This window comes from Pseudoalteromonas sp. T1lg21 (assembly GCF_002964625.1).
Lineage (GTDB): Bacteria > Pseudomonadota > Gammaproteobacteria > Enterobacterales > Alteromonadaceae > Pseudoalteromonas > Pseudoalteromonas gelatinilytica.
In genome coordinates this window covers 215779-229411 of record NZ_PQBX01000004.1, presented here as the reverse complement: position 1 = coordinate 229411, position 13633 = coordinate 215779, and the positions used below count along the sequence as shown (strand labels likewise).

The window sequence follows — 13633 nt, the reverse complement described above, 5'->3', positions numbered from 1 at the left end:
CACCTAACACTAAATTTAATTCATTGAGTGTAGCTCACTGATATAAAAAAGCCCTTGTAAAACAAATCACAAGGGCAATTTTCTATCGCTGTTTTAGCAATTACAGCTTGTAGCTGAAGCCTAACAGGAATGTACGACCGTAGTCTTGGTAATCACGTACTTGAAGTGAGTTATCACCTTGTAGTGAAGTGAACGGCTCTTCTGTGATGTTCTGTACTTGGAAAGTTACAGATAAACCGTCAAGGCTTTCTACACCGCCTTCGCTAAAGTCATAACCAATTTGAGCATCCCAAATTGTTTCGCCTTTAATGTCAACTTGTGTAGTCGCAAAACCTAGACCGTATACGTCACCTTTAAAGTCGCTACGTTTACGCATGCTTGTACGTGCTTGGAAACCGTTACGCTCAAAGTAAACTGTTAAGCTATCGATTTGGTCAGATAGACCAGGAAGCTCATAATCGTTACCATTTTGGTCAGTAATATCTTGCTCAACAGCAGTGTGGCTTGCAATTAAACCAAAACCATCAAGTGATTCACTAAACATAGTGAATGGTAGTGTTAATGAAAGCTCATAACCCCATAGGTCACCAGAGCCACCATTTACTTTACCAGAACCCGTACCTGTTGAAGTTGCAGGGATCTCACCAGTCGATGGGTCAGCTACGCCGCTCATGTCGATTTCGTAAGAACCATCGAAAATCCACTGAGTGATATCTTTATAGAATACAGCAGCTGCAAAGTAACCTTCTTCATGGAAGTAGTTTTCATAGCTTAAATCAAAACCTGTTGCTTCTTTAGGCTCAAGTTCTGGGTTACCGCCTGATACACTCCAGTAGTTACCATTGTTATCTGGTTGCTGGTTGTAAGACGCATTAACTGACGCGTTCATTTCGTCTAAGCGAGCACGAGAAATCGTTTTCGCTGCACCAAAACGAACAGTTTGCTCTTCATCAATGGCAAACGATAAGTTGATGCTTGGTAAGAAATGGCTGTAGTCATGGCTTACATCTGTTGGAGATACAACAACTAAACCATCCACTGTGTTAGCAGCATAGCCCTGTGAAGACTGTTCAGTTTTCACATAACGAACACCAACGTTACCTGTTACAGGAATTGAACCAATTTCAGCATTAATATCAGCTTGCGCAAAGAACGCTGTCACTTCTTCTTGTACAGTCCAAGACTGTGTCTTGTGTTTTGAATCAGTTAAGCTTTCTTGAAGAAGGTTATAATAACCATCGTTTACTAGACCGTTTGTATCGTAAGCAACCATGTTGCCCATACCAATGAAGTCAAGGCTCGCTGTGCCTAAACGGTATTGCTCAGGGATTGATAACATACCCGGGTTAGATAATGAGAAATCTTTTAATGTCATGAAGTAACCTTCAGACACTTTGCTCTTCTCACGGTCACGGTAAGACATACCAAATGACACACGGCTGATATAAGCGTTATCAAGCACTTTGCTTGCAGCAAGTTTCAATGTGCTTAGTTCATCATTGATTTCTGGTGCATTGATAAAGCCATCTTGTGCTGTGTTTTGATACTCAGTACCTGTTAAGCCGTATTTATCGTTAAGAGCAGCACTCGCACCCCATGATAATGGACCACCAAGTTGAATTAGGTCGTAATCACTGTAATCAAGGTTGTGGCTGAATTGCGCGCCTGTGTTACCACCGTCAAATTCATAACCAATTGTGTCAGCAACACCATTTGCATCACCACGGCCTGTACCTGAGTAGCTTTCGATACTCCAGATTTGACGTTCAACTTCAGAGCGGCTTACATCAAATTCTACTGACCAATCATCGCTGATGTCATATTTTGCATTGAAACCGAACTGAGTTAGCTCAGCGTTACGTTCTTCGTAGTCATTACGAACAACAACACGTTGTCCTTCTGTTACTGCGCTTGTGATAAAACCAGAGTCAGCATCAACTACTGCTGAGCTTGGGTCGATTGAACCTTGGCCCCAAGCAAATGGTACTTCAATACCACGTAAGATTTTCTCATCAGAGAAATCTACATATAAAGCATCAAATGTCATGTTTAGACGGTCATTCGGCGCAGCTTCAATTACTAGCATTGCTGAATCACGCTCAAGAGTCGATGAACGAACGAATGGTTTAGCACCACCTAAAATTGAATAAGTATTACCGTCATCACCAGTAAATTCAGGGTAACCCCAAGAGTTCCAACGTTTTTCTTGGTTTGGAGAGCTCATTGTGTTGTAAGCAAATGCAACACCGATAGTGTCATCAGCAAATTGATCAATGTATGAGAACGTACCACGGAAACCGCTATCGTCACCGTCTGGGTTTAATTTATCAAAACCCGTTTGCTCGTATTGACCGTTGAACATGATAACTTGTTCACCTTTACTTAAAGGTTTAACAGTTTGCATGTCGATAACACCCGCGATACCTTCAGCATCAATGCCTGCGCTTGGTGTTTTATATACCGTTACGCCACTCATAATTTCTGATGGGTAAAGGTCAAATTCAACGCCACGGTTGTCGCCGATTGATACTTGCTCACGACCGTTGAATGTTGTTGCACTTTCGTTTTCACTGAAACCACGAACACTTACACGGCTAGCTCGACCGTCTAGACGTTGTGCTGTTAAACCAGGAAGGCGTGCGATTGATTCTGCAATTGATGAATCAGGTAATTTACCGATATCTTCTGCTGAGATTGATTCAACGACTTCAGGCGTGAAGCGTTTAGTATTAATAGATTCTACAACACTGCCACGAAAACCTTTTACTTCGATAACTTCAACGTTATCGTTTTTTGCTTTTTGGTCTTCTTCTGCAGCATACGCTACAAAGCTATTTAAACCTGCGGCTGTTAAAGCCAGAGTTAATATACTTGGTTTGAACATAGACATGATGTTTTCCCATTACCCAAATTGTAATGCCAACGTGTTGCAGTTATTCATTTACATAATAGCTGTAATTCGCTGACTGATTTTGTTGTCGAATTGAATATTAACGCTCTGATTATTTTCTTAACAAATTTATGCATACGTATTCAGCGTAGTCGAACATTACAAAAATTAACAACATCTTTACAAAAGCACCAACTAAGCAATTGAATATAAATGATTTATCAAATTTTCAGTGTAAATTAATAGTAATGAAACAATTTCGCTATATTTTTGCTCCCATTTTGGCTACATAGATAGGTGCTAAGTCATTTATCTCGGTATATTGGCGACTTAACGCAACAGCAATAGGTACAAGGCTATACCAATGATAATTGGTCTTACCAATAACGGCGTTGCACCATTGTGGTGTAAGCCAGCTATATTATGCACCAAGCTGGCATTTTGCATTGTAATGCGACGGCTATATTGCTAATTGGTAAATTTTAAGATGCTAAATTCGTGTTGTTTAATTTTAAATCAAGCTAATAAATTTTACTGAGGTCAACGATGAATTTGGCGTGCATACGTATGCAGAGTTTTTACAGTATCTCACCCTTCACGTATGCTTTTGACATTCCGGCAACATATACAGTAGTGGTTGCCTAACAGTTTACACACACTGAGTGTCACGATGGAGAAAAACATGGCTCAAAAGCAGTGGTATAAAGGTGCGGTTATTTATCAAGTTTATCCGCGCAGTTTCCAAGACACCAATGGCGATGGCATTGGTGATATCAAAGGTATCATTGATCGCATTGATTATATTAAAAGCCTAGGTGTTGATGCTATTTGGGTTTCACCTTTCTTTAAATCACCAATGAAAGACTTTGGTTATGACATCAGTGACTATCGTGATATCGACCCATTGTTTGGTAATCTTGATGATTTTGATGAACTTATCGCGCAAGCGCACCAACGTGATATCAAGATCATTATTGATCAGGTATTGAGCCATACCTCAGATCAACATCAATGGTTCCTTGATAGCCGTGAAGACAAAACCAACGACAAAGCCGATTGGTACGTGTGGGCAGATGCTAAACCAGACGGTACACAACCAAATAACTGGTTATCTATTTTTGGTGGCCCTGCATGGCAATGGGAACCGCGCCGTGGTCAATATTACTTACATAACTTCTTTGCTGAGCAGCCAGATTTAAACTTCCATAATCCTGAAGTTCGCAAAGCTGTATTAGACAATGTTGAGTTTTGGCTTAAAAAAGGCGTTGATGGCTTCCGTTTAGATGCAATTAACTTTTGCTATCACGATGCCCAATTACGTGATAATCCTGCTAAGCCACCTGAAAAGCGTCAAGGCCGTGGCTTTAGCGAAGACAATCCATATGCGTTCCAGTATCACTACTACAATAATACGCAACCTGAGAACCTGAGTTTTATGCAGGACATTCGTGCCCTACTAAACAAGTACCCTGGCACAGTTGCATTAGGTGAGATTTCATCTGAAGATTCACTTGCAACCATGGCTGAGTACACATCAGGTGGTGACAAACTTCACATGGGTTATAGCTTCGAGCTACTGACTAACGACTATAGCGCTGAATATATTCGTACAACAGTGAGTACTCTTGAGCAACGCATGACTGAAGGCTGGCCATGTTGGGCATTCAGTAACCACGACGTAGAGCGTGTTGCTAGCCGCTGGAGTAAAGAGAACACTATCAATCCGCAGCAATGTAAAATGCTTACAGCCCTGTTAGCGTCTTTACGTGGCAGCGTGTGTATGTACCAAGGTGAAGAGCTTGGTTTAGGTGAAGCTGAAGTCGCATTTGAAGACTTACAAGACCCATACGGCATTACATTCTGGCCAAACTTTAAAGGCCGTGACGGTTGTCGTACACCAATGCCATGGGATGCAACGGATCCTGAACAAGCAGGTTTCTCTACAGTAAAACCTTGGTTACCTGTAGGCGATGCACACAAAGCCGTTGCTGTTAGCGCACAAGATCAAGATAAAGATTCAATCCTGAATGCGTATCGTGAGTTTATGGCATGGCGTAAAGATAAAGACGTACTGCTTGAAGGCGATATTGAGTTTTTGAACACGCAAGAGCCAGTGCTTGCTTTTTATAGAACACTTGGCGACGTTAAAATGCTTTGCGCTTTCAATTTAAGTGCTGATACTAGCGAGCTAACACTCTCTGATTCTGTGTCTTCACAGCATACTGAGATTTCTCATCACACAGCTGATTTAAACAATAATACAGTCACTCTGCCCGGGTTCGGTTGTTTTTATGCAACCCTGAATTAATCATCAGTTGTTAAAAACCAAGCCCTGCAATGCAGGGCTTTTTTATGACTAATCGTGGTATTAGTGGTTCATGGTTTTACTATTAATGTAATCTGTTAGTGCAAATAACACGCCCGACACCACAAACGTGACATGTATTAACACCTTCCAGAGTAGCTCATCTGTTGAATGGTTGTTTGAGCTAATAAACACTTTTAAAAGCTCCACAGCCGATATTGCGACAATAGCGCTTATTAATTTCATCTTAAGGCCTGAGAAACCAACCTTCCCCATCCACACCGGTCTATCTTCGTGGTTTTCTATATTCAACTTTGAAACAAAGTTTTCGTAACCACTAAAAATAATGATCAGCAAGAGCCCAGCTAAAAGCGCAGTATCAACCAAGGTTAAAATGCCAACCAAAAGCTCTTGATTTGACGCAATAAACGTATTTAAGGCCATGCTGTACAAGTATTTAAAAAACTTTAGCAGCAGTAATACCACAGCGACTAATAAGCCAATAAAGAATGGTGCTAATAACCAACGCGAACGAAAAATAAAACTCTCAACAATTTGCTCTAGCTTGGTTGGTACTTTCTTTATTTTTGAATGAGTCACTTGTTCAGACATAACTAAAATCTCTTTCCTTTAAAATTAACGAGATAATACGTGGAAACAAAACGCTTTTACCAGCATTGTAGGCTAAAACAACGCTGATTTTTTGCTTATCTTTACGATAAAAAAATTTCGTTATCTTTTTTAGAGATTTAGTTTATAAATTCACTCAAGCAAAGTGAGATACACATTGCGCACCATTACTGTGCAATTTAGCCGGTAATAATTAATTTTGTTGATTAGGAATAATTAAATGAAAAAAGCATTGCTAGCACTAATTTTGGCACCTGTTTTAAGTGTGTCTGCAACAAATGCAATCGCTAACGAAGCACCTGAAGCATCAGCTGAAATGATCAAAGAATACACTGAAATGTGTTTAAACTGGGCGAAAGATGATGACATCAGCAACGAAGAATTAAAGCCATACGTTTTAAAATGTGTAAACGATGAGCTTGAAGCTGAAGGCTATAAAAAAGTAACAGACGTACAAATCTAATTAGACGTTTGAAAGAATAAGAAAAAACCGGAATGACACAATGATGTGCGCTCCGGTTTTTTATTTTAATGGCTATTAAAATCTGCCACAGCACTTAATAAAAATAATAACGAACCTATCATGAATAACACCACACCGACTGTGGCGTACTCTATAAATGAAGGTAAAAATAAAGTAATGCCGAAGAAAAACGCACATGCTTATGTGATATTGACTAACGCGTTGACCTTAGGGGGCAAGTGTAAACTTCATATTCCTTTCCTCATTCTGTTAATTCAGGGATAAAGTGAAACGCTTTAACTATACGATTCCAGCTGTTTATCTCTAATACAACCGTCGTTAGGGCCACGATATCTTTTTCGCTAAAGATAGCCGACACTTGATTGTACACATCATTTTCAACATGCTTATCAATAATATTTGTTAATGACTCAGCCCAGGCGAGTGCAGCTACTTCTTCTTGTGAGAATACTGGTACTTCTCGCCACGCTGCCAGTACATCTAGTCGCTGTTGACGTTCATCATGGCTTCTGAGCTCTGCTGAGTGCATATGCTGACAAAAACCACAGCCATTAATTTGCGATACTCTGAGTCTGACTAAATCAGCGAGCTTCGCGGTTATATTTGTACCTTCTGGCAGTGTGCTCAGCCCTGTTAAGTGCTTAACGAGGCCAGGGTTAAGTGAATATACTTGCTGTTGTGATAAACGTGTTTGCATTTTAAATCTCCTGTCTTGATGTTGATGACACAATAACAACAGCCTAAAAGCAAAGATTGGTAAAAAACGACATTCGCAGGAGATAAAAACAAAAAAGGGATTGCAACTGCAATCCCTTTCGATATGAAGGTAAATTTACTTCTTAGCCGGGGCTTTTTTCTTAGCTGGCGCTTTCTTTTTACTCTCTTCTACCCACTTACCACTTTGATAGTGAGCGGTCCAACCTGTCGCTTTGCCATCAACTTCACTCATTACATACTGCTCTTTATTTTTGCGGCTGTAACGAACAATTGATGGGTTGCCATCAGGATCTTGTGTTGGCGCATCAGCTAGATAATAAAACTTTTCAGAGATACGGTCTTTAAATCGCTTCAGCTCTTCCACTTTAGGTGCGCGTGTCTCACGTGATTTAGGGAAGGTATTTGCCGCTAAGAAAATACCTGACGCACCATCACGCAGTACAAAATATGCCTCTGACTTTTCACACTCAAGTTCTGGTAAATGAACTGGGTCTTCTTTTGGCGGCGCTGCTTCACCGTTTTTAAGTAATTTACGTGTATTTTTACATTCTTCATTACTACAGCCGAAGTACTTGCCAAAACGACCTGATTTTAACTGCATATCTGAACCGCATTTATCACATTCGATAATTGGGCCGTCGTAACCTTTAATTTTAAAGGTACCTTGTTCAACGATATAACCCTTACATGCTGGGTTATTACCACACACATGCAATTTACGCGTTTCGTCAATTAAGTATGAATCCATTGCCGTTTCACAGATTGGACAACGCTTCATTTGCATCAATGATTCTGTTTCAACATCTTCAACATCGGCAGCAATCGCTTCATCACCAGGCACCAAATTCATGGTTGTTGTACAACGCTCTTTAGGTGGTAAGTTATACCCCGTACAACCTAAGAACACACCCGTTGAGGCGGTACGAATACCCATTTTACGGCCACAGGTTGGACAGTCGATATCTGTCTCAACCATTTGGTTTTGACGCATCCCCCCTTGCTCTTCATCACCTGAAGCAATTTCCAGCTGAGTTGAAAAGTCTGCATAAAATTTATCGAGTACTTGTGTCCATACGCGCTCACCTTCTGCGATATCATCCAGACGACCTTCCATCTTAGCGGTAAAATCAAAGTTCATCAGATCTTCAAAGTTTTCGACTAAGCGGTCTGTAACAATCTCACCCATTTTTTCAGCGAAGAAACGGCGATTTTCAACGCGTACATAACCACGGTCTTGAATCGTTGAAATGATTGATGCATACGTAGAAGGGCGACCAATACCACGTTTTTCTAATTCTTTAACTAAGCTTGCTTCACTAAAACGTGCAGGTGGCTTTGTAAAGTGCTGTTTAGGGTCTAACTCCACTAATGTGAGTACTTCACCCTCTTTAACCGCAGGCAGCGACTGGTCTTCTTCATTCTTTTTACGAACAGCTGGCTGAACTTTTGTCCAACCATCAAAGCGAAGTACACGACCTTTTGCTTTTAACTGATAATCACCTGCGCCTACCGTTAATGTGGTTAGGTCATATTCAGCTGGTACCATTTGGCAAGCAACAAACTGACGCCAAATAAGTTCATACAGTTTTTTAGCATCCGCTTCAACGCCGTCTAAATGACCAGACAGCACGGTAACGCTTGAAGGACGAATCGCTTCGTGCGCCTCTTGCGCATTGCCTTTAGAGCTATAACTAATTGGGGCTTTTGGTAAATACTTTTCACCAAATTGCTCTGTCACGTAATCACGACACATTTCAACAGCATCTTTCGATAGGTTTGTTGAGTCGGTACGCATATAAGTAATGTGACCCGCTTCATATAAGCGTTGTGCCAACATCATGGTCTTCTTAACACCATAACCTAGGCGTGTACTTGCTGCCTGTTGCATGGTTGAGGTAATAAATGGTGCACTTGGTTTACTTTTACTTGGCTTTTCTTCAACGCTAATGACCTTGTACTGGGCTTTTTCAAGTTCATTAACGGCAGACATTGCCTGTGCTTCATTTACAGGCTTAAAAGCCTTATCAGCGTGTTTAGTCACTTCTAAGCGAAGTGCAGCTTCGCTATTTTTTACATCGGCATGCACATCCCAAAACTCTTCTGGAATAAATGCTTTAATTTCACGCTCTCGCTCAACAAGCAAACGCACTGCTACCGATTGCACGCGACCTGCTGATAAACCACGCGCAACTTTAGCCCACAGTAATGGCGACACCATAAAGCCCACTACACGGTCAAGGAAACGACGCGCTTGCTGTGCGTAGACCATGTCAGTGTTTAGTTCACCCGGTGTTTCGAATGCCTGTTGAATTGCATTTTTAGTTATTTCGTTAAAAACAACTCGCTTATACTTTTCAGGCTCGCCACCGATAATTTGTTCGAGGTGCCATGCAATCGCTTCCCCTTCTCTATCCAAATCGGTTGCGAGATAGATTTTATCGGCGTTTTCAGCAAGTTTTTTTAATTCTTGAACAACTTTCTCTTTGCCCGGTAAGACTTCGTAATGCGGTTCCCAACCTTTTTCAGGATCAATACCCATACGGGCAACAAGATTTTTATAATCGCGTTGCTTTTTATAGGCAGCTTTTTCTTCTGGTGACATTTTTCGAACTTCTGCAGGCGTTTTTGTTGCTGCAGTTTTCGTTTTGCCCGAACCTGAAGTTGGTAGATCACGCACATGTCCAACGCTGGACTTTACGATGAAATCGTTACCTAAGTATTTATTAATTGTTTTTGCCTTTGCTGGAGACTCTACAATTACAAGTGATTTGCCCATAGTTGCCTATTTCTGACCGAATATTTTAAAAGTTTTTTGCCCTTATAAATGTATATCCATCACATTAAACAAATAAGTATGATTTTTTAACATTGGAGCACGAATATTTATAGGTATATCTACAAACACCAATTGTTACAAGCTTTTAATCGAAACTTTTCTTCATTGAGTGAATAATTAAACAATTTTTGTTGCTAATTTAGTCAATGTGGTGTTTTGCGGTAATTTCAAGGGGAATATATAGAACAGCAACAAAAATGCCAACCTTCTGGTTGGCATTTTTTTAAATTTAAACAAATAACTACTTATTAGCCATCGTCACTTATTGCTATTGTAGCAGTTGAAACATTGTCTTTGCCTGTTGTGAATTCAACTGTTAAGAAACCATCTGTTTTATCATTTGGATCAGCTTCACGGCTAATCGTAAGGGCAACCCCAGTCGCTGTTGTTCGGCTTGTATTACCTATATCAAAACCAGATGTACCACTGTAATCACCATTATCTGCACTAATTGCAACCGCTGTACCAGATGGCATTGGATTGTTATAAATATCAGAGAAATAAATCTCAAAGCTCAGTGCTGCTAACTGATTACCCGAATCAGCGGTAGTAATGTTAATAGAGCCTAAATCACAGTAGTCAGTATTCGCTGTCGTTTCTAAACGAGCGATAATTGCACCTGACTGAGTATCTGCTTGTCGATAAATTGTACTACAGTTCTCAATATCCACAGCAAGTTGCATTGCATTATCTGTAAATACAGTTGGATCGTCCTCTGTTGTTTCAGCGAGTGCTTCAGCAAAGCGATTTCGAAGCTCATCTTTTGTTACCACGAAGCGACTGTATGCAAAGCTCCCTGACATAATGATCTCAAACGAATCACGAACATCAATTAGCTCTTTTGTACATAAACTTTCAAATGTTGCATCTTCATCTGGCTCTGTCGCATCTTCAGAACACTCAAGGCCGTTATACTTACCATCAGCAAGTGTATGCATCTCATTTAAGTCAATATCGAAGTTCTCTTCAGTATGACCTGCATTTGTGTTCGTTGCGCTACATGGGTCGCTTGCATCACCTTCTTGGCAGTTTTCAGCAGCCTTTGTAATCGTTGCTGTAACAGGATCATAAATTGCTGCTAAGCCATCATAAACACCATTTTCATTATGATCAACAAAGGCTTCTGGTAAGTCATAACCACTATAATATTCATTTTTGTCAAAACGACCATTACCATTAATGTCGATAAATGACTCTTGACCTTTTGCCGTTACGAGAACTGTTGCACGACCACCGAGCGGTACACCATCGTCATCAAACGCGGCATTTAAAATGCCCGCCATACAAGGTGCTGCCACACCAAAATAAAGGTCGCAGTTAATTGCACTTGTTTTTGGATTAGTGCTATTTATTTTGTTGCCCCATTTATCTTCGCTAAATGGAATCGGATTTTGTGAACGCCACTGTGCAACGCACGCACCATCAACCGTGTTACATTCAAGTTGAGGATTAAACTCCTCACCATCTAATGTCCCTACAGCGCCACCTTCAGTCGTTAAATAAACCGACGTGCCATCTGGTACTGGGTTATTAAAGTGGTCTGCAACATAAACCGAAATATCCGTAGTATCACCAATGTAATTTAATGCTTCAATGTTGATGATTTCTGGGCCAGCAGTAAAGCTATTACCATCAGGTAAGCCAGAGCTGATTGAAACAAGATCTGACACGCTGGTTACTTGCTCATCAAGTGCAACTAACGAAAGTTCCCCTGTCGGACATGATACATTGCTATCACGGTCTGCTTCATCTAGAAGACATTCGTCATAAAGCTCTTTCCAACAGGTCACATTGTTGTTTTGATCCGTTGGGATTTGATCATCAGGAATATAACAAGCTTGTACACGCACTGCTTGCGGCACAAAACCAGAGTTAATTTGGATGCGCGCTAAGCCTTCTGAGTCAGTTGACACACTAGCATGCGAGTAACCGCTTGCATCGGTAACTTCAGAGAGAGAAATACCACCATTGGTCGAACTTAAACGAAAATCTAAACGTTTTTGTTTTGCTACATTACCAATCGCATCAGTAAGTTTAAATGTAAGTTGACTTGTTTCTTGGCGTGACACACCACCCGTGCCTTTTAATGCAAGCACATTAGCAGACGCTTCTACAAATTCGATTGCGCTTACTTCAGCAGCCGATACTGGCACATTTACTGATACCACTTTTGGCGTACCACCAGTTAATACTGTCGCCGTTACTGTATCACCCTGCGAAGTGTTACAGCCGTTGCTTCTGTATGTTGCTGTTGCAATGCCGCTAATACTGGTTGCGGTTTCATCCATTACAGATAAATCTGACTCAACACACCCTGAAGTGAACTCAACATCAAGAGGCGAAACATATAAATCACCTGATGCATCGTAAATTGTAACCGTGATGACAGTTGTCGCACCTGCAGCAAGCGGCACAAATTCGTCATCAATAACATTACCTGAGTCATCTAGCTTATTATATAGACCATTTGAAATTTCAACGCTCAACTCAGCTGTTGCAATTTCAAATGCTTTTGAAGAAGTCACAGACTTAGCAGTCACAGTAACCTCGCCCGCACCACTGTTTGCGCCAGGCTGTAATTTTAAAATGGCAAAACCAAAGTTATCCGTTAGCGCTTTACCTGATTCTGGTAATAAACCACCAAGATCAGTCGAAAGCTCAGCAATAATACCGTCGATACCGTCACCCGAGCTTGTATCAGTTACTTTGACCATGACATCGATTAGTTCGTCAGATGAGAACTGATTTACAACCGTACAACCTGACGTTAAGTAAGTCGTTTCAAGAGATGTTGTACTGCGATTAGCGTCCCAATCAGTCGCACAACCTTGAAGTAATTTAATATCAAGTTCAGCTTCAGCACTTTCGACAGGCGCATCATCACCATTTGAAATAAACCCAGCTACTTTTGTAATGCTGTTACCACTTTCATCTGTGTAAGTAGCTACAACTTGTCCTGCGCCTTTAGAGTCACCACTACTAAGTGTAACGTATGCCTCACCGTTTTCGTCCGTTAAAGCAGTGCCCAATACAGGCGTGATTTTACCTGTATAGTTCGTAGTAAATGAAATAAGTTGCCCATCCAGTGGCGTATCATCATCAAGTAAAGTCGCTGTAACCGTACCCTTGTTATCTTTGCTTACTGGGTTATCAAGGGAGAATGGCTGGCCTGAACTATCTACGATGTTCAAGCTAAGAGTCACACTACCACTGACACTTGAGTCATCGGTTTCAGAGCCATCGGAAGTAAATCCAAAGGTATCAGTGTAGGTTTCACTGTCGATTACATATGTTGCAGTAACAATCCCCGCACCAGCAGTATCGCCCGCAGTTAACGTAATAGATGCCACACCGTCTGTATCGGTTAGGTCGGTACCAGAAACAGGATCTAGTAAACCGATATCGCCATTGAGGCTAAAGTTAATTACAGCACCAACTACGGCTTCATCATTGTTAGTGAGTGTTGCCGAAATGGTTAACGGTGCGTCTGCTGTAACTGCATTCGCTGTTTCCGTCGTTGATTGGCTGTAACCCTGAACAGACACAACATAGTTTGTCTCTACGGTTGTGCCATCATCTCCGTCTGATGAATCACTGTCTAATGATCCACCACCGCCACAGGCGGCTAACAATGAGATGAAAACTAAAACACTTAGCCATCGCAATAAAGGCATCGACCTCTCCCTAGTTAGCTATTTTTTACTTATTTGATTGTTTACCTAATATTAACCTAAAAATTAAACGAAGATCATAATTTTTTTCCTTTAAAGG

7 protein-coding genes and 1 pseudogene are annotated in these 13633 nt (G+C 40.9%); 2 read left to right on the top strand and 6 right to left on the bottom strand.

Annotation, left to right across the window (positions count from 1 at the left end):
• Positions 1–100 precede the first annotated feature (100 nt).
• The gene (locus tag C2M25_RS03565; protein WP_063705700.1) at positions 101–2890 is read right to left on the bottom strand and encodes a TonB-dependent receptor; all 2790 of its coding nucleotides are present in this window, start codon (positions 2888–2890) and stop codon (positions 101–103) included.
• Positions 2891–3572: 682 nt separating this feature from the next.
• On the opposite strand from C2M25_RS03565, the gene C2M25_RS03560 reads away from it, so the two are divergent.
• Positions 3573–5198: an alpha-glucosidase family protein gene (locus tag C2M25_RS03560; RefSeq protein WP_105180414.1), complete on the top strand. Its 1626-nt coding sequence runs from the start codon at positions 3573–3575 to the stop codon at positions 5196–5198.
• 60 nt (positions 5199–5258) lie between these two features.
• On the opposite strand, the gene C2M25_RS03555 is transcribed toward C2M25_RS03560, so the two are convergent.
• Positions 5259–5807: a TIGR00645 family protein gene (locus tag C2M25_RS03555; protein WP_105180413.1), complete on the bottom strand. Its 549-nt coding sequence runs from the start codon at positions 5805–5807 to the stop codon at positions 5259–5261.
• Between the two features lie 238 nt (positions 5808–6045).
• Here C2M25_RS03555 and C2M25_RS03550 point away from each other — a divergent pair, with 238 nt between their 5' ends.
• Entirely contained in the window at positions 6046–6288 is a 243-nt protein-coding gene (locus C2M25_RS03550) for a hypothetical protein (RefSeq protein ID WP_063705707.1), read from the top strand.
• A gap of 65 nt (positions 6289–6353) precedes the next feature.
• Here the strand turns inward: C2M25_RS03550 and C2M25_RS21680 are convergent.
• The 4 genes and pseudogenes from C2M25_RS21680 to C2M25_RS03535 all read right to left on the bottom strand — a co-directional run.
• Positions 6354–6476: pseudogene (locus C2M25_RS21680) on the bottom strand (YrhK family protein); the annotation flags it as partial.
• 74 nt (positions 6477–6550) lie between these two features.
• On the bottom strand, positions 6551–7006 hold the full coding sequence (locus C2M25_RS03545) for a carboxymuconolactone decarboxylase family protein (RefSeq protein WP_105180412.1): 456 nt from the start codon (positions 7004–7006) through the stop codon (positions 6551–6553).
• 135 nt (positions 7007–7141) lie between these two features.
• Complete coding sequence (gene topA / locus C2M25_RS03540; protein ID WP_105174028.1) at positions 7142–9802, bottom strand: type I DNA topoisomerase; 2661 nt, start codon at positions 9800–9802, stop codon at positions 7142–7144.
• A 308-nt stretch (positions 9803–10110) separates the two neighbouring features.
• The gene (locus C2M25_RS03535; RefSeq protein WP_105180411.1) at positions 10111–13536 is read right to left on the bottom strand and encodes a hypothetical protein; all 3426 of its coding nucleotides are present in this window, start codon (positions 13534–13536) and stop codon (positions 10111–10113) included.
• Positions 13537–13633: the final 97 nt, after the last annotated feature.

Bases quoted from the DNA above. Each gene is read 5' to 3' on its own strand.
- C2M25_RS03565 (WP_063705700.1), bottom strand. From the start codon at position 2,890: ATGTCTATGTTCAAACCAAGTATATTAACTCTGGCTTTAACAGCCGCA.
- C2M25_RS03560 (WP_105180414.1), top strand. From the start codon at position 3,573: ATGGCTCAAAAGCAGTGGTATAAAGGTGCGGTTATTTATCAAGTTTAT.
- C2M25_RS03555 (WP_105180413.1), bottom strand. From the start codon at position 5,807: ATGTCTGAACAAGTGACTCATTCAAAAATAAAGAAAGTACCAACCAAG.
- C2M25_RS03550 (WP_063705707.1), top strand. From the start codon at position 6,046: ATGAAAAAAGCATTGCTAGCACTAATTTTGGCACCTGTTTTAAGTGTG.
- C2M25_RS03545 (WP_105180412.1), bottom strand. From the start codon at position 7,006: ATGCAAACACGTTTATCACAACAGCAAGTATATTCACTTAACCCTGGC.
- topA (WP_105174028.1), bottom strand. From the start codon at position 9,802: ATGGGCAAATCACTTGTAATTGTAGAGTCTCCAGCAAAGGCAAAAACA.
- C2M25_RS03535 (WP_105180411.1), bottom strand. From the start codon at position 13,536: ATGCCTTTATTGCGATGGCTAAGTGTTTTAGTTTTCATCTCATTGTTA.